Source organism: Cupriavidus sp. UGS-1 (assembly GCF_021213615.1).
Taxonomy (GTDB): Bacteria; Pseudomonadota; Gammaproteobacteria; order Burkholderiales; family Burkholderiaceae; genus Cupriavidus.
Window position 1 is genome coordinate 23,076 of the sequence record NZ_JAJQJF010000015.1, and the last position, 22,525, is coordinate 45,600.

A 22,525-nucleotide genomic window follows, 5' to 3' on the forward strand; every position below is an offset into this window, starting at 1 on the left:
GCAGGCCCCTTCAAACGCTTTGAACGACTTGATGAAGTTCCGCCTTTCCGACGTCACTTTTCGGGCGCAATAATGCGAGAATCAATAGCGTTTGCCGAAAGAATAAAGACTGAAGCCGGATTTCCTCAATGCGTTCCAATACTCCCGCGCGCTATGGCGCGACCGCGATCGGCCTGCACTGGATCGTCGCGCTGCTGATCTTCGCCGCCTTCGGGCTCGGCCTTTACATGACCGACATCCCGGGCTTCACGCCGACCAAGCTGAAGCTGTACTCGTGGCACAAGTGGCTCGGCGTGACGGTGTTCGCGCTGGCGGTGATGCGTGTGCTTTGGCGCCTGACCCATGCGGCGCCGGAGCCGGTAGCCGGCATGCCGGCCTGGCAGGCAGCCGCCGCGAAGGCCGCCCACGGGCTGCTCTATCTGCTGATCCTGGTGGTGCCGGTGACCGGCTACCTGTACAGCCTGTCCGCCGGCGTGCCAGTTGTTTATCTGGGCGTATGGCCGCTGCCGCAGCTGATCGAGCCGAATGACGCGCTGAAGGAGACGCTGAAGTACGCCCACATCTGGCTGAACTACCTGATGGCAACGATCGTCGTGCTGCATGCCGCCGCGGCGCTGAAGCACCAGTGGCTGGACCGCGACGGCACGCTCGGCCGGATGCTGCCGTTCCTGCGCTGAGCCCGCCCGAGCGCCAGAATCCTGCGCAGAATCGCCCGCAGGATCACCACCCGATTCCCGCTGTTTAGCATTGACCGAATGAATCCGAGGAGCCCTCGATGAAACGTATTCCCCGTCCCGGTGCCTTGCTGCTGGCCGCGTCGCTGGCCTGCGCCGGCTTTGCCGCCAATCTCGCCGCCGCGCAGCTCGACGCCGGCAAGAGTTCGGTGACCGCGGTGGCGCGCCAGATCGGCGTGCCGATGGAAGGCAAGTTCAAGCGCTTTGCCGCCGCGGTGGACTTCGATCCCGCCAGGCTGGCCAGCTCCAGCGCCAAGGTCGAGATCGACGTGGCGAGCTTCGAGATCGGCGACGCCACCACGACCAAGGAGGTCAAGGGCAAGGACTGGTTCGATGCCGCGCGCTTTCCCAAGGCCGTGTTCGAATCGACCGGCATCAAGCCGGCCGCGGCGGGCAAGTTCGATGTCGCCGGCAAGCTGACGATCAAGGGCAAGACCGTGGACGTGGTGGTGCCCGCGACCTATCGCCAGGAAGGCGCCAACCAGGTTTTCGAGGGCGTGCTGCCGATCAAGCGCAGCGTCTTCAATATCGGCGAGGGCGAGTGGAAGGACACCTCGGTGGTCGCCGACGAAGTCCAGATCAAGTTCCGTCTGGTGACGGCCGCCAAGTCCTGAACCGAATCGCAACGTTCGAACCCAACCCAACGACCCCAAACGATCGAATCGAACCGATCGAAATGTATCCAACCCGACCGCTGACCGGAGAACCCATGAAACTGCGTACCGCCGCCGCCATCGTTGCCGCCGCTTCCGCCACCGCCTTCGCTGGCCTCGCCTCGGCTGCCGCCGTGACCTACAACCTCGATCCGACCCATACGTATCCGAGCTTCGAGGCCGATCACCTGGGCGGCCTGTCGAAGTGGCGCGGCAAGTTCGAAAAGTCCAGCGGCGTCGTCACGCTCGATCGTGCCGCCAAGACCGGCACGCTGGACATCAAGATCGATGCCGCATCGATCGACTTCGGCAACGGCAAGATGAACGAGCACGCCAAGAGCCCGGACATGTTCGACGTGCAGGCCTATCCCGAGGCCACCTACAAGGGCAAGTTCTCGAAGTTCGCCGGCGACGTGCCGACCGAGGTCGATGGCGTGCTGACGCTGCGCGGCGTGTCCAAGCCGGTCAAGCTGGAGATCCGCGAGTTCAAGTGCATCCAGCATCCGATGCTCAAGCGCGAGGCCTGCGGCGCCGATGCCTATGCCACCTTCAACCGTACCGACTTCGGCATCGACTACGGCGTCAAGATGGGCTTCAAGCCCGAGGTCAAGCTGGCGATCCAGGTCGAGGGCGTGCGCGCCGACTGACGCCGCCGCGGCCCTGCCTGGGGCGCATCCGCATTGCCTGCGCATTGCCATTCGAGGGCCGGTTGATCCGGCCCTTTTTCATTGGTGGCAACCCCTCCCGCGGTGGGGGGCATGTGCGGCCGCTCCCCCTCGTTGGGATGAGGGTCGTTGTCCACCGCAGGGGCCCACAGTACAATCGGTCGCTGATTCGCACCTGGCGGCCCGGGGAGCGGGACCGGGGCAGGCGTTGCCCGATCGCGCCCGAGGCCGTTGCCGGCCGGCTTCCGGTCAGGCTGCTGGCCCGCATCGGCCTGTCGTTGGCCCGCAGGCGTTTCCGCAGCTTTGCCCCTTCGCCGCTCACTTCCCGATCAGGATCGCAAGCGTATGCCCAACCCCTAGTTTCCGTGCATCGCCTTCGCCGAGCCGTTCGCGAGTTCCTTCGCCCATGCCGCGCCGGACCGTCCCGACCCCCGTGTCGGCATGAGCCAGCCGCATTCTTCGGATTTTCCCTGGCGCAAAACCGTGTACTCCCAAACGCAAATTGATCCGGTGGTCAGCTTCCGCAACTCGCAGGGCGAGCAGGTGCGGGGCACGATCATCAATCTCCAGAGAAAGTCTCTGGTGATGGAAGTCTATAACCCGTATTCGATCGTCCAGGTCAGCGAGGTATTGAGCGACCTGAGCGTGAGGATCGGGGCCAAGAACGCCTATCTTGGCAAAGCGGTGGTGATGAGCCTGGTCAATACCGGTCTCACGGCGGTGGTCTCGCTGACGCTGATCGACGAATGGCGCGAGCTGAGCGACCTGCCCAACGAGCCGCGCTCGGTGGGACGCGAGGCCGAGCTGTTCGTCACGGACTGGGACACGCGCTTCAACATCCGCCGCGATTACCAGATCGCCGTCAACGAGATGCGCGCCTTCCTGTCCGAGGTGTCGCGCTGGGTCGAGCAGGTCGACCTGACCGAAAGCCTGCCCAAGGTCGACGGCCGCCTGCGCGAGGACGTGTTCCAGGAGCTGGCCACGCCGCTGATGGTCAAGGTCAAGGCGTACCTGGACCGGCTCGAAGAGGAGGCCGAGCGCGTCGACGTCGAGCTGGCGCCGGTCCATCGCACCTATGCGCAATCGGCGCTGCACCCGTTGCTGCTGCGCGCGCCGTTCGTCTATCGCACCTTCACCAAGCCGCTCGGCTACGCCGGCGACTACGAAATGGTGAACCAGATCCTCAGCGATCCGCAGCAGGGGCCGACCACCTACTTCCAGATCGTCAATACCGCCTTCCTGAAGGCGGCGGTCGCCACCGCGCACCGCAACCGCATCGATCTGCTGGTCGAGTTCCTCGGCCGGCAGGCGGACAGCGCCCGCGCCGCGGGCCGACCGTTTCGCGTGCTCAACGTCGGCTGCGGCCCGGCCTTCGAAATCCAGCGCTTTGCGCGCGAATACGCCGAGCCCGACCGGCTGTCGTTCCAGCTGGTCGACTTCAGCGAGGAGACGCTCGAATTCACGCGCGGCTCGATCCAGCGGGCGGCGCGGGAGGCGGGCCGCAGCGTGCAAGTCGAGATGGTGCACGAGTCGGTGCACGAGCTGCTCAAGCGCCGTATCGCGGTCGAGGATCCCTCGGTGCGCGAGTTCGATGCGGTCTATTGCGCCGGCCTGTTCGACTATCTGTCCGACAAGGTCTGCGCCCGCCTGCTGAACCATTTCGCGGCGCGCACCCGTCCCGGCGGGCGGGTCCTGGTCACCAACGTCCATTCGAGCAATCCCGAGCGATACGGCATGGAACACCTGCTCGAGTGGTACCTGATCTATCGCGACGAAGCAAAGATGCTGAGCCTGCTGCCCGAGCAGTCGACCGACCACCAGGTCTATGTCGATGCCACGGGCGTCAACGTGTTCGCTGAAGCCACCATCTCCTGAGGCGGCGCCGCCGATCTGCCATGACTGTCAACCGACTCTACGCCGGATACCAGGCCGAACTGGCCGACTTTCGCCTGGCGTTCAGCCGCGGCGGGGCCTACACCGCCATCGTGCTGGTGCTGCTCGGCATGGGTCTGGACTACGGCCAGTACCCGGAATGGCAGGTACCGTTCGCGGTCGCCCGCATCGTCGTGTCGATGCTGATCGCCGGCATCGTCGTGGTGCTGTACAGCCGGCACGGGCGCAGGCTGGCGCCGTGGCTGACGCTGTCGTGGCTGTTGCTGCCGCAGCTGATGATCGCGTGGATGATCTGGGAGACCGACGGCGTCGCCTCGCCGTACTACGTGGGGCTGAATCTGGCGATCTTCGCGTCCGGCATCGCGCTGCCGTTCGGCTTGTGGCAGAACGTCGTGTTCGGCGGGCTTTCGTACCTGTGCTACCTGGTCGCCTGCCTGCTGCATCCCGACGGCCTGCATCCGATCGGCACCTTCATCGTCAACTCGTTGTTCGTGCTGTTCGCCGGCGCGGCCAGCGCGGTCTACACCTACTTCAACGAGAAGGGCCGCTTCCAGCTGTTCCGGCTGAAGGAAGAACTGGCCCACAAGAACGACGAGCTGGCGCGCATCAACGAGAACCTGGCCCAGATCAAGGGCCAGCTGCTGCAGCAGGAAAAGATGGCCGCGGTCGGTACGCTGGCCGCGGGGCTGCTGCACGAGGTGAACAACCCGGTCAACTTCTGCCTGATGGCGATCGAGATCGCGCTGGAAGAGCCCGAGGCCAAGGAGAGCGCCTCGCTGCAGGAATGCCTGATCGATGCCCGGCAGGGGATGCAGCGGATCCAGCATATCGTCTCGGACCTGAAGATCTTTGCCTATCGGCAGCCGGGCGCCGAGGTCGAGGGCCGGCCGTTCCTGTTCGAGAAGGCGCTGGACTCGGCCAGCCGGCTGACCGCGCACGAACTGCGCGGCGTGCGGATGTCGCGCGATCTGCCGCCCGACACGCTGGTGTTCGGCGACGAGGCGGCCATCATCGGCGTGCTGATCAACCTGTTCTCGAACGCGGCGCTGGCGATGCGCAAGGCCGGCACGCCGGCACCGGCAATCCATACCACCGTCGTCTGGAGGGACGGCCGGCTGCATGTCAACGTGCGCGACAACGGCCCGGGCATCCCCAGCGAGAATCTGGCGCGCGTGTTCGAGCCGTTCTTCACGACGCGCGAAGTCGGACAGGGCCTGGGACTGGGGCTGTCGATCAGCTATGCGGTGATCGAGCGGCATGGCGGCGTGCTGTTCGCCGAAAGCGAGCTGGGCCAGTGGGCCGCGTTCAGCTTCGATCTGCCGCGGGCGGAATGAGCGCGATGACAGAACAGCGGACAGAACAGCGGACGGATCCGCGGCCCGAGCTGCGATCCGATCGGCGCCAGCCGCGGCTGACCGTGCTCTACGTCGACGACGAGGAGATGGCCTGCAAGTACTTCGCGCGCGCCGCAGGCGCGGAGTACGAGGTGCTGCTCGCCCAGGGCGCCGACCAGGCCATCGAGATGCTGCGCAACGACAGCGGCCGCACCGCGGTGCTGGTCACCGACTTCCGCATGCCCGGGCGCAACGGTGCCGATCTGCTGCGGCAGGTCGCCGCCGAGTATCCGCAGATCGTGCGAATCCTGGTGACGGCCTACGCCGACAAGGACATGCTGCTGCAGACGGTCAACAGCGGCGAGGTGTTTCGCATCCTCGAGAAGCCGCTCGGCCTGCAGGCGGTGCGCGACGTGCTGGCGCTGGCGCGCGAGCGCTATCGCGAACGGCAGTCGCGCCACCAGCGGCTGACCGCGATCGACGAGACGCTGGCCTTCCTGGCGCACGAACTTAACACCCCGCTCGCGGCTATCGCGAATTTTGCCCGCGGTGTTGAAAGCCGCAGCAGCGCCGAATACGATCCGCAGCGCCAGGCCGAGATCGGCCAGGCGGCCGCGGTGATGCACAGCAATGCGCAGTACTGCCTGGCGGTGATCTCGTCGTTCCTGCAGTCGGTACGCGGCAATGGCGAACGGCCGCTGACCAGCGAGAACGATCGCGACATCACCGCCGGCAGCCTGATCATGGCGCTGCTCGACAGCTATCCGTTCGCTGGCCCGCAGCGCAACTGGATCGAGGTCGAGCTGCACGGCGATTTCATCGTCCATACGCTGCCGAACTGCGTGTCGCTGGTGCTGTCGTCGCTGCTCAACAACGGCTTGCGGGCGCTGACCGATGTTCCCAGGCCGTCGCTGCGCTTCCGTGTGGTGGCGCAGCCCGACCCCGTGATCCGCATCAGCGACAACGGCCCGGGCATTCCACCGGACGTGATGGAACGCCTGCTGGTCGATCCGGTCACCACGCATGCCGCCGCCGGCGGAAATGGCCTCGGCATGATTTTCTGCAACCGCGTCATGCAGTCGTTCGGCGGCGGCATCCGGATCGAGTCGATTCCGGGCGCCGGCACCACCGTGACGCTGGAATTCCCCCATACGAAGACTCGAATGCACAGCAATAGGAGCGGTCAATGAACGAACCGAACGACAACCAGGCATCGCCTCCCGCGATTCTGTTCGTCGACGACGAGGCCACCGCGGTCAAGTATTTCCAGAGGGCGATCGGCGGGCTGGCGCCCGTGGTCACCGGCGGTTCGGTCGAGGAGGGCAAGGCGCTGCTCGAAGCCCATGGCGACACGCTGGCCGTGCTGGTCTCGGACCAGCGCATGCCCGGCGAATACGGCAACGAGCTGCTGCGCCATGCGCGCGAGCACTATCCGCATATCGTCCGCATCCTGACCACCGCGTATTCCGAGCTCGAGTCGACCGTGCAGGCGGTCAACGAAGGGCAGATCCACCGCTATATCAAGAAGCCGTGGGACATCACCGCGCTGCGCATGGAGCTCAAGCAGGCGCTGGAAATCGCCGGGCTGCGCCGCGAGCGCGACCAGCTGGTGCGCGAGAAGCTCAGCGTGATCCAGCGCCAGACGCTGGCGGCGCGCATCGGCATGGTGCGCGCGCTGTGCGCCAGCCTGATCGGTCCCGAACGCTTCCAGCCGGTCGAGACCTATCTTGCGGCCGCCGTGCTGGCCGGGGCCAAGGGTCCCGAGCCGGACTGGGCGCGGATGGACTACGCCGACCTGGTCGGCGCCGAAAGCCAGCGCAGCGGCGCGTTCGGTCATGCGGTGGCGAGCCGCCTGGCACAGCTGCGCGCCGCGCATGACGCCGCCGCGGGCGCCGATGCGCTGGCGGTGATCGCGCAGCAGCTGGGCGAGGCGGTGCGCCGCGACGGCGACGCCCTGGTGTGGCTGTCGTTGCCGGTGCTGTCCGAATTCCTCGGCGCACCGGTCGGCACGGCGGTGTCGGAGCAGCACGCCGCGTGGTTCGCCGCGCTGCTGTGGCTCGATCACAGCGGCAATGCGCTGCAGATGCTGCGCGACGGCAACACGATCGTCTCGCGCCTGGCGCCGGCCTCGACCGAGTTCGGCGCCGACCGGCTGGCGATCTGGATCGAGCAGTTCTGAGGGAAGGGGATCGGCAGGAAGAGAAGCGGTTGCCATCCCGCTGGTTTTCTCCCCTCTCCCGCTTGCGGGAGAGGGCGGACACAGCCGGTGAGCGGTACGCTGGAGCATAAAAAAACGGGGCCTGAGCCCCGTTTTTTATGCGTGCTTCCTTACCACCGGCACGTCATGCCTGCGCGCCGTAGTTCGGGTCGTCGCGGTCGGCCCCGCCGGCCTTCTTTTCGCCCTTGATCAGGTCCTCGCGCTTGACGCCCAGCCACATGGCCAGCGCCGCGGCGACGAACACCGACGAATAGATGCCGAACAGGATGCCCACGGTCAGCGCCAGCGCGAAGTAGTGCAGCGTCGGGCCGCCGAAGAAGAACATCGACAGCACCATCATCTCGGTCGAGCCGTGCGTGATGATGGTCCGCGAGATCGTGCTGGTGATCGCGTTGTCGATGACCTCGTGGGTGTTCATCTTGCGGAACTTGCGGAAGTTCTCGCGGATCCGGTCGAAGATCACCACCGACTCGTTGACCGAATAGCCGAGCACCGCGAGTACGGCCGCCAGTACCGACAGCGAGAATTCCCACTGGAAGAAGGCGAAGAAGCCCAGGATGATCACAATGTCGTGCAGGTTGGCGATGATGCCGGCGACCGCGAACTTCCATTCGAAGCGGATCGACAGGTAGATCACGATGCCGGCGATCACGCACAGCAGCGCCAGCAGGCCGTCGGTGGCCAGCTCCCGTCCGACCTGTGGGCCGACGAATTCGACGCGCTGCAGGTTGGCGTCGGGCGAGACCGCCTTGAGCGCGCCCATCACCTGCTCGCTCTGTTGCGCGGAGCTGATCGGCTTGCCGTCGGCGCCCTTCTGCAGCGGCAGCCGGATCATCACGTCGCGCGAGGTGCCGAAGTTCTGCACCTGCACGTCGGTGTAGCCCAGCTTGCCGACCTGGCCGCGGATCCGTTCCAGATCGGCCGGTTGCTGGTAGCTGACCTCCATCACCGTGCCGCCGGTGAACTCGATCGACAGGTGCAGGCCCTTCTGCCAGAGGAAAAAGACGGCGGCGAAGAACGTCACGAAGGAAATCACGTTGAAGATCAACGCGTGCTTCATGAACGGAATGTCGCGCCGGATGCGGAAGAATTCCATGGTGAATCCTGTATCTGCTGCAGCGTGCTGCGTTCGGGTGTTTCATGTTCAGAGCGCAGCCGCGGGGCAGGGCCGCGCGCGGCTCGCGCTCATTGCGCTGATTTGGCTCACTTGTTGGCCACGGTGCCCTTGTTGTCCGGGCCGGGCTTCCAGATCTGGCCGATCGACACGCTCTGCAGCTTCTTCTTGCGGCCGTACCAGAGGTTGACCAGGCCGCGGTTGAAGAACACCGCCGAGAACACCGACGTCAGGATGCCCAGGCAGTGCACCACGGCGAAGCCGCGCACCGGACCCGAACCGAAGGCCAGCAGCGCCAGGCCGGCAATCAGCGTGGTCACGTTCGAGTCCAGGATCGTCGCCCAGGCGCGGTCGAAGCCGACCGCGATCGCCATCTGCGGCGACGCGCCGGCGCGCAGCTCCTCGCGGATGCGCTCGTTGATCAGCACGTTGGCGTCGATCGCCATGCCGAGCACCAGCGCGATGGCCGCGATGCCGGGCAGCGTCAGCGTGGCCTGCAGCATCGACAGCACCGCGATCAGCAGCAGCAGGTTGACGCCCAGCGCGATCACCGAGAACACGCCGAACAGCAGGTAATACAGCACCATGAACACGGCGATCGCGGCGAAGCCGTAGGCCACCGAATCGAAGCCCTTCTCGATGTTGTCGGCGCCCAGCGACGGGCCGATCGTGCGTTCCTCGATGATCTCCATCGGCGCGGCCAGCGAGCCGGCGCGCAGCAGCAGCGCCAGGTCGTTGGCGGCCTCGGTCGAGTACGAGCCGGTGATCTGGAAGCTCGAGCCCAGTTCGGACTGGATCGTCGCCACCGTCAGCACTTCGCCCTTGCCCTTCTCGAACAGCACGATGCCCATCGGCTTGCCGATGTTCTCGCGCGAGACATCGCGCAGCACGCGGCCGCCCTGGGCGTCGAGCTTGATGTTGACCGACGGGCGCTGGTTCTGGTCGAAGCCGGCCGACGCGCTTTCGATGCGGTCGCCGGTGAAGATCACCTGTTTCTTCAGCACCACCGGGGCACCGTTGCCATGCAGGAACAGCTCGCTGCCGAACGGGATCGGATCGCCCTGGCGCGGGCTGCGCGGCGCGTCCGGATCGACCAGGCGGGCCTCCAGCGTGGCGGTACGGCCGATGATGTCCTTGGCCTTGGCGGTGTCCTGCACGCCCGGCAGCTGCACCACGATGCGCTCGGCGCCTTGCTGCTGGATCACCGGCTCGGCCACGCCCAGCTCGTTGACGCGGTTGTGCAGCGTGGTGATGTTTTGCTTCACGGCGGCGTCCTGCACCGCGCGGCGCGCCACTTCGGTGAAAGTGCCGACCACGTTGTTGCCGTCCATCGCGAAGGTCAGGTCCGGCATGGTGTCGGCCAGCACGCCGCGAGCGCGATTGGCGTCCTCGGGATTGTTGAAGCGCACGGTCACGCGGTCGCCGTTGCGGTCCACACCGCCGTGGCGGATGCCCTTGTCGCGCAGTACCGTGCGGGCATCGCCTGCCAGGCTGTCGAGCTTCTTGTCGACCGCGCCCTTCATGTCGACCTGCAGCAGGAAGTGCACGCCGCCGCGCAGGTCCAGGCCCAGGTACATCGGCAGCGCATGCAGCGACGTCAGCCACTTCGGCGAGCCGGACAGCAGGTTCAGCGCGACCACATAGGTCGGGTCGGCGGGATCGGGGTTCAGCGCGCGCGACAGTACGTCCTTGGCGCGCAGCTGCTCGTCGGTGGTGCGAAAGCGCGCCTTGACCGAGCCGGACTGTCCCGACACGTCGAAGAACACGCCGTCGGGCTGCAAGCCGTTCTGCGCCAGCACCTGCTCGATCTGCTTCTGCATCGCCAGATCGACCTTGACGGTGGCCTTGCCCGACGAGACCTGCACCGCAGGCGCCTCGCCGAAGAAGTTGGGCAGCGTATAGATGATGCCGATGGCAAGCGCCACCAGGATCACGAGGTATTTCCAAAGCGGATAGCGATTCATCTTCGGCCAGTCTTTCTACGGTCTTGCTACGGCCGGCGCGGCGCGCGGACGGGAATCCGCGGGCGTGCCGCGCAGGCAACCGGTTGGCAAACAGCCGCCTGGCCCGACCGGAGACTTCCCGGGGCGGGGCCAGGCGGCTGTGCGGGCACGCTATTGGCGGCGTGCCGGAACCTTGCGGCCAAGCCGCAAGGCGTAAGAGAGCGAGGGGCTCAGAGCGCCTTGAGCGAACCCTTCGGCAGCACCGCGGTGACGGCGTTCTTCTGCACCGTGATCTCGGTGCCTTCGGCGATTTCCAGCGTCACATACTGCTCGTTGACCTTGGTGATCCGGCCCAGGATGCCGCCGGCGGTCACGACTTCGTCGTTCTTGGCCAGCGCTTCCAGCATCGCCTTCGCTTCCTTCTGCCGCTTCATCTGCGGGCGGATCATGATGAACCACAGCACCGCGAACATCAGGATGATCGGCAGGAAACTCATCAGGCCACCCGCCGCGCCGCCGGCTCCGCCGGTGGCCTGGGCAAATGCGTTCGAAATCAGCACGTTGCTTCTCCGTCACAAATTACATTCAAGGAATCGGGCATTCTATCACCCGCTTCGGCCGGTTCAGGCGCTTCTTCGCCCGCCCGGACAGCCCCGTCTCGCACGGCCGGCGGCAGGGCCGGCAGGCCCGTCTACTGCGTGCCGCGCGCCCGGTCGGCGGCGAACTGGCGGCGGAAGGCGTCGAAGCGGTGCTGCTCGATCGCCTCGCGGATTTCGCGCATCAGCTGCAGGTAGTAATACAGATTGTGGATCGTATTGAGCCGCGCGCCCAGAATTTCTCCGACCCGGTGCAGATGGTGCAGATAGGCCCGGGAGAAATTGCGGCAGGTGTAGCAGGCGCAGCTTTCGTCCAGCGGGCGCGGATCGTTGCGGTGCGTGGCATTCTTGATCTTGACGTCGCCGTAGCGCGTGAACAGCCAGCCGTTGCGCGCATTGCGGGTGGGCATCACGCAGTCGAACATGTCGACCCCCGCCGCCACGCCCGCCACCAGGTCTTCGGGCGTGCCCACGCCCATCAGATAGTGCGGCTTGTCCGCCGGCAGCCGCGGGCCGACGTGTTCGAGCACCCGCATCATGTCTTCCTTGGGCTCGCCGACCGACAGCCCGCCGATCGCCAGGCCATGGAAACCGAGCTCCGACAGCCCGGCCAGCGACTCGTCGCGCAGGTCCTCGAACATGCCGCCCTGGACGATGCCGAACAACGCGTTGGGGTTGGCCAGCCGCTCGAACTCGTCGCGCGAGCGTTTTGCCCAGCGCAGGCTCATCCGCATCGAGCGCGCGGCCTCCTCGTGCGTGGCCGGCCGGCCCTCGATCTCGTACGGCGTGCATTCGTCGAACTGCATCACGATGTCGGAGTTCAACGTGCGCTGGATCTGCATCGAGATCTCCGGCGACAGGAACAGCTTGTCGCCGTTGACCGGCGAGGCGAAGGTCACGCCGTCCTCGGTGATCTTGCGCAGCTCGCCCAGCGAGAACACCTGGAAGCCGCCCGAGTCCGTCAGGATCGGCTTGTCCCAGCCGATGAAGCGGTGCAGGCCCTGGTGGGTGTCGATGACCTCGAGCCCGGGCCGCAGCCACAGATGGAAGGTATTGCCGAGGATGATCTGCGCGCCGATCTCGTTCAGCTCCAGCGGCGACATCGCCTTGACCGAGCCATAGGTGCCGACCGGCATGAAGATCGGCGTCTCGACCACGCCGTGGTTCAGGGTGACACGGCCACGGCGGGCGTTGCCATCGGTGGTGAGCAGTTCGAATTGGAGCATGGGGTAGCGGTGGCGGAGATTCGTTGGGGCAAGGCGTGCCGGCGGCTCAGCGCTGGCGCTGCAGCAGCATCGCGTCGCCATAGCTGAAGAAGCGATAGCGCTGCTCGACCGCATGGCGATAGGCGACGCGGATCGGCTCGATGCCGGCCAGCGCGGACACCAGCATCAGCAGCGTCGACTTGGGCAAGTGGAAGTTGGTGATCAGCGCGTCGACCAGCCTGAAGCGGTAGCCCGGCGTGATGAAGATGTCGGTGTCCCCGCTGCCGGCCACCAGCTCGCCCTCGGGCGTCGCGGCCGATTCCAGCGCGCGCAGCGAGGTGGTGCCGACCGCGATCACACGGCCGCCGGCGGCCCGGGTGTCGCGCACCGCCTGCGCCAGTTCCTCGGAGATCGCGTACCACTCCGAGTGCATCTTGTGTTCGGCCAGGTTCTCGGTGCGCACCGGCTGGAAGGTGCCGGCGCCCACATGCAGCGTCAGGAAGGCGCGCCGCACGCCGTGGGCGTCGAGCCGCGCGAACAGCGCGTCGTCGAAATGCAGCCCGGCCGTCGGCGCCGCCACCGCGCCCGGATGACAGGCATAGACGGTCTGATAGCGCGTCTCGTCGTAGGCGTCGGGATCGTGCGTGATATACGGCGGCAGCGGCAGCCGGCCGAAGCGCTCGATCAGGTCCAGCGCCGGCTCGGGAAAGCGCAGCGTGAAGAACTGGTCCACGCGCGGGCCGACCGTGACATCGAAGGCATCGGCCAGCCGCAGCGTGCTGCCCTCGGCCGGCGTCTTCGAGGCGCGTACCTGGGCCAGCACCGTGTCGTTGTCGAGCACGCGCTCGACCAGCACCTCGACCTTGCCGCCGCTGGCCTTCTGGCCGAAGAAGCGGGCCTTGATCACGCGGGTGTCGTTGAACACCAGCAGGTCGTTCGGGCGCAGATAGTCGGTCAGGTCCGCGAAGGCCCGGTCGTCGAGCTCCGTGGCGCCGTCCGCGCCGGTCCGCACGACCAGCAGCCGGCTCGCGCTGCGGTCGGGCAGCGCCGTCTGGGCGATCAGTTCGGGCGGCAGCGGAAAATCGAAATCGGACAGCGTCAGCATAAAAGGACAGGGGCCGGCGCCTCGAAACGAGGCCGGCGCATACGAAACGGGACGGCAGCAGGTTGGGGAACCGCCAGTAGCGCCTGGAGCGCGCGGCGCAGGCATGGGTACAATCGGCGGACCCGCTATTGTAAGGCTTCGGCCGCCAGGCTTGCCGCGCTGGCCGTGATGGCGGGTATTCCGCCGGGGCGGCCCGCAAAGCGCCGACGGCCCAGCCGTTTTCCCCGATCCGATCCGACACGCCAGCGGCGCCGCCGCGCCCTGCCGACCACCGCCTCGATGCCCGTCACCGCCAGCGAACGCACGCCCAAGCCAGACGCCCAGCCGCAATCGGCCAAGCCGGCCGGCAAGCCGACGCCCAAGTCGGCGTCCGAGTCGGCGTCCAAGTCGACGTCCAGGTCGACCAAGCCCGCCGCGGCCGCGAAATCCGCCAAGCCCGGCGCGCCGTCGTCGGCGATGGCCAAGCTCGCCAAGCTCGGCCTGAAGCGCGACGTCGACCTGGTGCTGCATCTGCCGATGCGCTACGAGGACGAGACCACGCTGCTGCCGATCCGCGAGGCCGTGCATCGGGCAGGCCTGGGCTTTGCCGTGCAGGTCGAGGGCGAGGTGGTGTCGAGCGAGGTCACGCTGCGGCCGCGCCGGCAACTGGTGGTGCGCATCGCCGACGACAGCGGCGAGCTGACGCTGCGCTTTCTCAATTTCTACGGCAGCCAGGCCAGGCAGATGGCCGAGGGCGTGCGGCTGCGCGTGCGCGGCGAGGTCCGCGGCGGCTTCTTCGGCGCCGAGATGATCCATCCGGTCGTGCGTCCGGTCGGCCCCGACGAGCCGCTGCCGGACCGGCTGACCCCGGTGTACCCGGCCACCGCCGGCATCTCGCAGGCCTATCTGCGCAAGGCGATCGGCGGGGCGCTGCAGCGCACGCCGCTGCCGGAGACGCTGCCGCGGCCGCTGCTGGACGGGCCGCTGGCGCCGTTGAAGCTGCAGCCGCTGGCCGAATCGCTGCGGCTGCTGCATGCGCCGCCGCCGCAGGTCGACGAGGCCGCGCTGATCGACCGCTCCCATCCGGCGTGGGTCCGGATCAAGTTCGACGAGCTGCTGGCCCAGCAGTTGTCGCTCAAGCGCGCGCAGGCCGCCCGCCGCGCCCGCAACGCGCCGCCGATGCCGCGCCGCGCCGGCGGCCTGCTCGACCGATTCCTCGCCGCGCTGCCGTTCGCGCTGACCGGCGCGCAGCAGCGCGTGGTCAGGGAGATCGCTGCCGACATGGGCGCGCCGCACCCGATGCACCGGCTGTTGCAGGGCGACGTCGGCAGCGGCAAGACCATCGTCGCCGCGCTGGCCGCCTGCCAGGCGATCGACGCCGGCTACCAGGCCGCGCTGATGGCGCCGACCGAGATCCTGGCCGAGCAGCACTACCGCAAGCTGTCGGGTTGGCTGGCGCCCTTGGGCGTCGAGGTGGTGTGGCTGGCCGGCAGCCTGAAGCGCACCGAAAAGCGCGAGGCCGTGGCGCGGGTCGAATCGGGCCAGGCGCAACTGGCGATCGGCACCCATGCGCTGATCCAGGACGCGGTGCGCTTCGCCAGGCTGGGCCTGTCGGTCGTCGACGAGCAGCATCGCTTTGGCGTGGCGCAGCGGCTGGCGCTGCGCGGCAAGGCCGACGGCGTGGAAGGGCCGGACCAGCACGGCGCCGCGACTGCGCAACAGTCCGACGAGCCCGCCACGGTACCGCACCAGCTGATGATGTCGGCCACGCCGATCCCGCGCACGCTGGCGATGACCTATTACGCCGATCTCGACGTCTCGGTGATCGACGAACTGCCGCCCGGCCGCAGTCCGGTGGTCACGCGGCTGGTCAACGACGCCCGCCGCGACGAGGTGATCGAGCGCGTGCACCACGCCGCCGCCCAGGGCCGGCAGGTCTACTGGGTCTGCCCGCTGATCGAGGAGAGCGAGGCGCTGCAGCTGCAGACCGCGCAGGAAACCTTCGAGACGCTGGCCGCCGCCTTGCCGGACCTGAAGGTCGGGCTGGTCCATGGCCGGCTGCCGCCGGCCGAGAAGGCCGCGGTGATGGACGCGTTCTCGGCCAACCGTCTGCAGGTACTGGTCGCTACCACGGTGATCGAGGTCGGCGTCGACGTGCCCAATGCCTCGCTGATGGTGATCGAGCATGCCGAGCGCTTCGGCCTCGCGCAGCTGCACCAGCTGCGCGGCCGCGTCGGCCGGGGCAGCGCCGAGTCGGTCTGCCTGCTGATGTACCAGGCGCCGCTGTCGCCCACCGCCAAGCAGCGGCTGGCGACGATGCGCGAGACCACCGACGGCTTCGAGATCGCGCGGCGCGACCTGCAGATCCGCGGGCCCGGCGAATTCCTCGGGGCGCGCCAGTCCGGCGAGGCGATGCTGCGCTTCGCCGACCTCGAGACCGACGCCTGGCTGGTCGAACCGGCACAGCAGGCCGCCGAGCTGCTGCTGGGCCGCTACCCGGAGGCGGCGCAGGCGCACCTGTCGCGCTGGCTCGGTGGGCGGGAGCACTTTCTGAAGGCTTGAAATCGCCTGCGGCGGCCACCGGCGGGGCGTCGCAGGCAAGAGCAGCCGGCGCCGCTTTGCCGCGCGGCTCTGACAGAACCTCGATTCGAAGGTAAAATCTATCGCTTCCGAAAAGCGATAATTTGCGAAGCACTTCTGTCACGTGCTTTCGCGGCGATTCCACCGTCCCGCCGGCCGCACCGGTCCGCCGGGACACGTCCGGCAACGTACAGCAACGTCTGGCAATCTCGCGAGAATCGCCCGCTCCACCGCAACCGTCCCAAGCCGATACGACATGACGCTGACCGAACTGAAGTACATCGTTGCCGTCGCGCGAGAGCGCCATTTCGGCCGCGCCGCCGAGGCTTGCTTCGTGTCGCAGCCGACGCTGTCGGTGGCGATCAAGAAGCTGGAAGACGAGCTGAACGTGCAGATCTTCGAGCGCGGTACCTCCGAGGTGTCGGTGACCGCGGTCGGCGAGCAGATCGTCGCGCAGGCGCAGCGGGTGCTGGAGCAAACCATGGCGATCCGCGAGATCGCCAAGCAGGGCAAGGATCCGCTGGCCGGACCGCTGCGGGTCGGCGTGATCTACACGATCGGGCCGTACCTGTTGCCGGCGCTGGTCAAGCAGATGATCCAGACCGTGCCGCAGATGCCGCTGATGCTGCAGGAGAACTACACGGTCAAGCTGATCGAGCTGCTCAAGCAGGGCGAGATCGACTGCGCGATCATGGCCGAGCCGTTCCCCGACTCGGGCCTGACGGTGCGGCCGCTGTACGACGAGCCCTTCGTCGTCGCGGTGCCGCGCGGCCATCAGCTGGAAAAGGCCGAGCACGTCGCGCCCGACGAACTGAAGCAGCAAACCATGCTGCTGCTGGGCAGCGGCCACTGCTTCCGCGACCATGTGCTGGGCGTCTGCCCGGAGCTGTCGCGCTTCTCCCAGGCGGCCGACGGCATCCAGAAGACCTTCGAGGGCTCGTCGCTCGAGACCATCCGCCATATGGTCGCCAGCGGCGTCGGCATTACCGTGCTGCCGCGTACCTCGGTGCCGGACCTGCAGGCCGGCAACGATCTGCTGTCCTACGTGCCGTTCGCCGAGCCGGTGCCCGATCGCCGCGTCGTGCTGGCCTGGCGCAAGAGCTTCACCCGGCTGCCGGCGATGGAAGCGCTGTGCGCGGCGGTCGCGGCCTGCGATCTGCCGGGCGTGCGCAAGCTGACGCCGGACGCGCTGGCCAAGGCGGCCTGACCCTTTCCCATCCCGCTGCATCCACGGTCGTCCCCGCGCAGGCGGGGACCGCATTGCCTTGCAAAGGCGCTGTTAGCTTTACGCTATATCATAGTTTTAAATAATTAAATTCTCATACCAATAGGTGATTGTTAAACTCCTTCCATCGACGCACGATACCGCTCGCAGAAGGAGTCAGCATGAACCGCAATCGTCCCTTGTCGTTGCCCGCCCCGGGCGCCGTCTGGCGCGACCTGCGCCGTCAGCTGACCGACTGCCTGGCCTGTTTCGCCACCGTCTATTGACGGCCGGCGAACGCGGCGTCACGGCGGCATCGCAAACGGCGCGTAGTCTCGCGCGCGTTGGCGCAGCCGTTTTGCGCAGCCGTTCCGCGCACCCCCGTATCTCCGTATTCCCCGTATCCCCACCAGCAGAGGTCACGATGAGCAAGGACAAGGACATCCTCACCACCGCCGCCGGCGCGCCGGTCGCCGACAACCAGAATTCGCTGACCGCCGGCGTGCGCGGTCCGATGCTGCTGCAGGACGTCTGGTTCCTGGAGAAGCTCGCCCACTTCGACCGCGAGGTCATTCCCGAGCGCCGCGTGCATGCCAAGGGCTCGGGCGCCCACGGCACCTTCACGGTGACGCACGACATCACGCAGTACACCAAGGCCTCGATCTTCGCCGAGGTCGGCAAGCAGACCCCGCTGTTCCTGCGCTTCTCGACGGTGGCCGGCGAGCGCGGCGCCGCCGATGCCGAGCGCGACGTGCGCGGCTTCTCGGTCAAGTTCTATACGGACGAGGGCAACTGGGACGTGGTCGGCAACAACACGCCGGTGTTCTTCGTCCGCGATCCGCTGAAATTCCCCGACTTCATCCACACGCAGAAGCGCAATCCGCGCACCAATCTGCGTGACCCGATCGCGGTCTGGGACTTCTGGTCGCGCCATCCGGAATCGCTGCACCAGGTCACCATCCTGATGAGCGATCGCGGCCTGCCGCAGAACTACCGGCAGATGCACGGCTTCGGCTCGCACACCTACTCGTTCATCAACGCCGCCGGCGAGCGCTTCTGGGTCAAGTTCCACTTCAAGTCGCAGCAGGGCATCGCCAACTGGACCAACGAGGAAGCGGCGAAGGTCGTGGCGGGCGACCGCGAGAGCGCGCAGCGCGACCTGTACGAACACATCGAGCAGGGCAATTTCCCGCGCTGGAAGCTGCAGGTACAGATCATGCCGGAGGCCGACGCGGCGACCTATCGGATCAATCCGTTCGACCTGACCAAGGTCTGGCCGCATGCCGACTACCCGCTGATCGACGTCGGCGTGCTGGAACTGAACCGCAACCCGGACAATTACTTCGCCGAGGTCGAGCAGGTCGCGATGAACCCGTCCAACATCGTGCCCGGCATCGGCTTCTCGCCGGACCGGATGCTGCAGGGACGGCTGTTCTCGTACGGCGACACGCAGCGCTACCGGCTCGGCGTCAATCACCACCAGATCCCGGTCAACGCGCCGAAATGCCCGTTCCACAACAGCTTCCACCGGGACGGCGCGATGCGCGTCGACGGCAACCAGGGCAGCAAGCTGAACTACGAGCCGAACCGGCAGGGCGCCTTCGCGGCCGGCGAGCGCGCGGTCGAGCCGCCGCTGGCGGTCGGCGCGGTGGCGGACCGCTTCGATCACCGGGCGGACGACGACGATTACTACAGCCAGCCGCGCGCGCTGTTCCAGCTGTTCGACGAAGGCCAGCGCCAACGGCTGTTCGGCAATATCGCGGCGGCGATGCAGGGCGTGCCGGCCGACATCGTGCAGGTCCAGCTCGCGCACTTCCGCAAGATCGATCCGGCCTACGCGCAGGGGGTGGAGCAGGCGCTGAACGTACGTTGACGATCGTCGCATGGCGCCCAGCCGGTGCGTGCGGGTTTGTCCGCATTCGCCGCGGGATGCCATAATGCGATGCCGGGCCGCAGGCGGAGATTCCGCTCGCGGCCCCGTCGCATTTTTCCGCAGTTTGTCGTGGCCACATCAGAACGGAGCGTATCGATCATGGCGAAGAAGAACGAGATGAGCGTGAACATCGGGATTTCGGACAAGGACCGCAAGAAGATCGCCGAGGGCCTGTCCAAGCTGCTCGCGGACACCTACACGCTTTATCTGAAGACGCACAACTTCCACTGGAACGTCACCGGCCCGATGTTCAACACGCTGCATCTGATGTTCGAAACGCAGTACAACGAACTGGCGCTGGCGGTCGATTCGATCGCCGAACGCATCCGCGCGCTGGGCTATCCGGCACCGGGCACCTACAAGGAATACGCGCGGCTGTCGTCGATCCAGGAGGAAGAGGGCGTGCCCGAGGCCACCGAGATGATCCGCAAGCTGGTCGAGGGCCAGGAGGCCGTGGTGCGCACCGCGCGCTCGATCTTCCCGCTGGTCGAGGCCGCCGCCGACGAGCCGTCGGCCGATCTGCTGACCCAGCGCATGCAGACCCACGAAAAGACCGCGTGGATGCTGCGCTCGATGCTGGCCTGAACGGGCCGGTGTCGTGACGATGCGCCGCCGATGCCGGCGGCGTATCGTTTCAGGTTGCAGCAGGGGCCTCGCCAGGGGCAATCGAACCTGACGGCAACCGCTGGGCTTCATTCTCGATCCCGCTTCCTGCCTGTCCGCCCGTGCCGCTGTCCCCCTCCCACCGCCCGACCCCGATGTTCGAACGTCTCGCCCTGTACGCGCGCCTGGTGCGCATCGACAAGCCGATCGGCACGCTGCTGTTGCTGTGGCCGACCTTGTGGGCGCTGTGGATGGCCGCCGGCGGCCCGCCGCCGTGGCCGATCTTCTGGATCTTCGTGGTGGGCACCTTCCTGATGCGCTCGGCCGGCTGCGCGATGAACGACTGGGCCGACCGGGATTTCGACAAGCATGTGAAGCGCACACGCGAGCGGCCGCTGACCGCCGGGCGCATCCAGGCCTGGGAGGCGCTGGCGGTCGCGGGCACGCTGGCCGTGCTGGCCTTTCTGCTGATCCTGCCGCTGAACGCGCTGACCAAGTGGCTGTCGGTGGTCGCGGTGATCGTCGCGGCGACCTATCCGTTCTTCAAGCGCTTCTTCGCGATTCCGCAGGCCTATCTGGGCATCGCGTTCGGCTTCGGCATCCCGATGGCGTTCGCCGCGGTGCAGGAGCAGGTGCCGCCGGTGGCCTGGCTGATGCTGCTCGCCAATGTGTTCTGGTCGGTCGCCTACGACACCGCCTACGCGATGGTCGATCGCGACGACGACCTGCTGATCGGCATGAAGACCTCGGCGATCACGTTCGGACGCTTCGATGTCGCGGCGATCATGATCTGTTACGCGGGCTTCCTGGCGCTGATGGCGCTGGCCGGCAGCATGCTCGGGCTGGGCTGGCCGTACTGGCTCGGCCTGGCGGCCGCCGCCGTCACCGCGCTGTATCACTACACGCTGATCCGCGGGCGCGACCGCATGCAGTGCTTCGCGGCATTCCGGCACAACAACTGGCTGGGCGCCTGGGTGTTCGCCGGTACCGCGCTGGCCTACGCACTGCGGTAGAGCCTGTCGTTCCCGCGCAGGCGGGAACCCAGCGACTCCCAAGGGGGGCGGCTGAAAGCCGCTGGGTCCCGCCTGCGCGGGGACGACAGCGATCTTGGCGCTGGCTCCGGACTCAACCCTCCTTGCCGAATTCCTCGCCCATCTGCGCGCCGCGCGCCGCCGCGGCGTGGACCGCCTTGACGAAGGCATCGCCGACGCCCGATTGCTCCAGCACCGTCAGCGCCGCGTAGGTCGTGCCGCCCTTGGACGTCACGCGCTCGCGCAGCGTGGCCACCGGCTCGCTCGACTGCGCGGCCAGCGCGGCCGCGCCGCGGAACGTCTCGATCGCCAGCTGGCGGCCCTGCGCCGCGGTCAGCCCCAGTTCGGTGGCCGCGCGCTCCATCGCCTCGATCACGTAGAACACATACGCCGGACCGCTGCCCGAGACCGCGGTGACCGCATCCATCTGCGCATCGTTGTCGAGCCAGACGCACTGGCCGACCGCCTCGGCCAGCGCGGTGGCGATCGCGCGGTCCTCGGCCGACAGGCTGGCCGGCGCGCTCAAGCCCGTCATGCCCTTGCCGGCCAGCGCCGGCGTATTCGGCATCGAGCGCACCACGCGCGCATGACCGCCGAGCCAGCGCTGGATGTCCTGCAGGCGGATGCCGGCGGCCACGCTGATCACCAGGCCGCGGCTGCCGGCAGTGCGCAGATGCGGCAGCAGCTGTTCGGCCGCCTCGCGGAACTGCTGCGGCTTGGTCGCCATCACGATCACGTCGCTGCCGGCCAGTTCGACGTCGGGCGTCTCGACGGTATGCACGCGCTGCTCGCGCGCCAGCCGCTCGCGTGCCGGCGCGTACGGGTCGGCGACGCGGATCGAGGTCGGCGGCACGCCGCGGGCGATCAGGCCGCCGATCAGCGCGGTGGCAAGGTTGCCGCCGCCGACGAAGCCGAAGGTCAGGGTGGTGAGCATGGGTGGGTCTCGCTGTGAGTCTGGATGTGGGGTTCGGAAGATGGGCACAGAGGTGCCGGCCAGGTTCAAGCCAGGTTCAGGCCGGACGCGGACGCGAGCCGAAGATCGCGGTGCCGACGCGCACGATGGTCGCGCCCTCGGCCACCGCCGCCTCGAGGTCGCCGGACATGCCCATCGACAGCGTGTCGACCGCGAGGCCATCCTCGCGCAGCGTGGCCAGCAGCGCGCGCAGCGCGGCGAACGGGCGGCGCTGCGCCGCGATGTCTTCCTCCGGCTCGGGAATCGCCATCAGCCCGCGCAGATGCAGATTGGGCAGGGGCGCGATCGCGCGGGCAAGAGGCAGCACGTCGGCCGGCGCCACGCCGCTTTTGCTGGCCTCGCCGCTGATATTGACCTGGATGCAGACCTGCAGCGGCCCCATCGAGGCCGGGCGCTGCGCCGACAGCCGCTCGGCGATGCGCAGCCGGTCGACCGAATGGACCCAGTCGAAGTGCTCGGCCACCGCACGCGTCTTGTTGCTTTGCAGCGGGCCGATGAAGTGCCACGACAGCTGCTCGCGCAACGATGCCAGCGCGGCGATCTTGTCCAGGCCTTCCTGCACGTAGTTCTCGCCGAAGGCCCGCTGGCCCGCGTCGAAGGCCTCGCGCACGGCCCCCGGCGGGAAGGTCTTGGACACCGCCAGCAGCGATACGTCGCCGGCCGATCGGCCCGCCTCGAGTTCGGCGGCGGCAAGGCGCCGGCGCACGGCTTGCAGATTCGCGGCTATGACCGACATGATTCGGCAAACATCTAAAGAAACGG

Annotated in this window: 19 protein-coding genes; 12 read left to right on the top strand and 7 right to left on the bottom strand. The window is 67.4% G+C overall.

Features of this window, described 5'->3' with window-relative positions; all coding sequences use genetic code 11:
• Positions 1-128: 128 nt before the first annotated feature.
• The 7 genes from LRR16_RS18235 (at position 129) to LRR16_RS18265 (ending at position 7,458) form a co-directional block, all read left to right on the top strand.
• Entirely contained in the window at positions 129-677 is a 549-nt protein-coding gene (locus LRR16_RS18235; RefSeq protein WP_232206760.1) for a cytochrome b, read from the top strand.
• A 98-nt stretch (positions 678-775) separates the two neighbouring features.
• Positions 776-1,348 (top strand): YceI family protein, encoded by a 573-nt coding sequence (locus tag LRR16_RS18240; RefSeq protein WP_232206761.1) that lies wholly within the window; start codon positions 776-778, stop codon positions 1,346-1,348.
• 95 nt (positions 1,349-1,443) lie between these two features.
• Positions 1,444-2,034 (top strand): YceI family protein, encoded by a 591-nt coding sequence (locus tag LRR16_RS18245; protein ID WP_006577201.1) that lies wholly within the window; start codon positions 1,444-1,446, stop codon positions 2,032-2,034.
• Positions 2,035-2,535: 501 nt separating this feature from the next.
• A complete protein-coding gene (locus LRR16_RS18250; protein WP_006577202.1) occupies positions 2,536-3,927 on the top strand; it encodes a cyclopropane-fatty-acyl-phospholipid synthase family protein in 1,392 nt (463 codons plus the stop codon).
• A gap of 20 nt (positions 3,928-3,947) precedes the next feature.
• On the top strand, positions 3,948-5,279 hold the full coding sequence (locus LRR16_RS18255) for a sensor histidine kinase (RefSeq protein ID WP_006577203.1): 1,332 nt from the start codon (positions 3,948-3,950) through the stop codon (positions 5,277-5,279).
• A gap of 5 nt (positions 5,280-5,284) precedes the next feature.
• The gene (locus LRR16_RS18260) at positions 5,285-6,469 is read left to right on the top strand and encodes a hybrid sensor histidine kinase/response regulator (RefSeq protein ID WP_232206792.1); all 1,185 of its coding nucleotides are present in this window, start codon (positions 5,285-5,287) and stop codon (positions 6,467-6,469) included.
• Positions 6,466-7,458, top strand: a complete 993-nt coding sequence (locus LRR16_RS18265; RefSeq protein WP_064576534.1) for a response regulator — start codon at positions 6,466-6,468, stop codon at positions 7,456-7,458. The genes LRR16_RS18260 and LRR16_RS18265 overlap by 4 nt, the downstream gene beginning before the upstream one ends.
• 163 nt (positions 7,459-7,621) lie before the next feature.
• Here LRR16_RS18265 and secF read toward each other — a convergent pair whose 3' ends face one another.
• The 5 genes from secF to queA form a co-directional block, all read right to left on the bottom strand.
• Complete coding sequence (gene secF / locus LRR16_RS18270; RefSeq protein ID WP_064576533.1) at positions 7,622-8,593, bottom strand: protein translocase subunit SecF; 972 nt, start codon at positions 8,591-8,593, stop codon at positions 7,622-7,624.
• 107 nt (positions 8,594-8,700) lie between these two features.
• Positions 8,701-10,575 (bottom strand): protein translocase subunit SecD, encoded by a 1,875-nt coding sequence (secD, locus tag LRR16_RS18275; protein ID WP_232206762.1) that lies wholly within the window; start codon positions 10,573-10,575, stop codon positions 8,701-8,703.
• 209 nt (positions 10,576-10,784) lie between these two features.
• Positions 10,785-11,114 carry a preprotein translocase subunit YajC gene (gene yajC, locus LRR16_RS18280; protein WP_006577207.1) on the bottom strand — a complete coding sequence of 110 codons (330 nt, stop codon included), beginning with the start codon at positions 11,112-11,114 and terminating at the stop codon, positions 10,785-10,787.
• A gap of 131 nt (positions 11,115-11,245) precedes the next feature.
• Positions 11,246-12,376 (bottom strand): tRNA guanosine(34) transglycosylase Tgt, encoded by a 1,131-nt coding sequence (tgt, locus tag LRR16_RS18285; RefSeq protein WP_232206763.1) that lies wholly within the window; start codon positions 12,374-12,376, stop codon positions 11,246-11,248.
• Between the two features lie 46 nt (positions 12,377-12,422).
• Positions 12,423-13,460, bottom strand: a complete 1,038-nt coding sequence (gene queA, locus LRR16_RS18290) for a tRNA preQ1(34) S-adenosylmethionine ribosyltransferase-isomerase QueA (protein WP_232206764.1) — start codon at positions 13,458-13,460, stop codon at positions 12,423-12,425.
• 279 nt (positions 13,461-13,739) lie between these two features.
• Between queA and recG the strand changes: the two genes are divergently transcribed.
• The 5 genes from recG to ubiA all read left to right on the top strand — a co-directional run bounded on the left by recG (position 13,740) and on the right by ubiA (position 20,772).
• Positions 13,740-16,001 carry an ATP-dependent DNA helicase RecG gene (recG, locus tag LRR16_RS18295; protein WP_232206765.1) on the top strand — a complete coding sequence of 754 codons (2,262 nt, stop codon included), beginning with the start codon at positions 13,740-13,742 and terminating at the stop codon, positions 15,999-16,001.
• 274 nt (positions 16,002-16,275) lie between these two features.
• Positions 16,276-17,226, top strand: a complete 951-nt coding sequence (locus tag LRR16_RS18300; RefSeq protein ID WP_006577620.1) for a LysR substrate-binding domain-containing protein — start codon at positions 16,276-16,278, stop codon at positions 17,224-17,226.
• 421 nt (positions 17,227-17,647) lie between these two features.
• Entirely contained in the window at positions 17,648-19,096 is a 1,449-nt protein-coding gene (locus LRR16_RS18305) for a catalase (protein WP_023263944.1), read from the top strand.
• A gap of 159 nt (positions 19,097-19,255) precedes the next feature.
• Positions 19,256-19,741, top strand: coding sequence for a Dps family protein (locus tag LRR16_RS18310; RefSeq protein ID WP_006577618.1), 486 nt, complete (start codon positions 19,256-19,258; stop codon positions 19,739-19,741).
• A 173-nt stretch (positions 19,742-19,914) separates the two neighbouring features.
• Positions 19,915-20,772 (top strand): 4-hydroxybenzoate octaprenyltransferase, encoded by an 858-nt coding sequence (gene ubiA / locus LRR16_RS18315; RefSeq protein WP_232206766.1) that lies wholly within the window; start codon positions 19,915-19,917, stop codon positions 20,770-20,772.
• Positions 20,773-20,884: 112 nt separating this feature from the next.
• On the opposite strand, the gene proC is transcribed toward ubiA, so the two are convergent.
• On the bottom strand, positions 20,885-21,724 hold the full coding sequence (proC, locus tag LRR16_RS18320; RefSeq protein ID WP_023263945.1) for a pyrroline-5-carboxylate reductase: 840 nt from the start codon (positions 21,722-21,724) through the stop codon (positions 20,885-20,887).
• A 76-nt stretch (positions 21,725-21,800) separates the two neighbouring features.
• A complete protein-coding gene (locus tag LRR16_RS18325) occupies positions 21,801-22,499 on the bottom strand; it encodes a YggS family pyridoxal phosphate-dependent enzyme (RefSeq protein ID WP_023263946.1) in 699 nt (232 codons plus the stop codon).
• Positions 22,500-22,525: the final 26 nt, after the last annotated feature.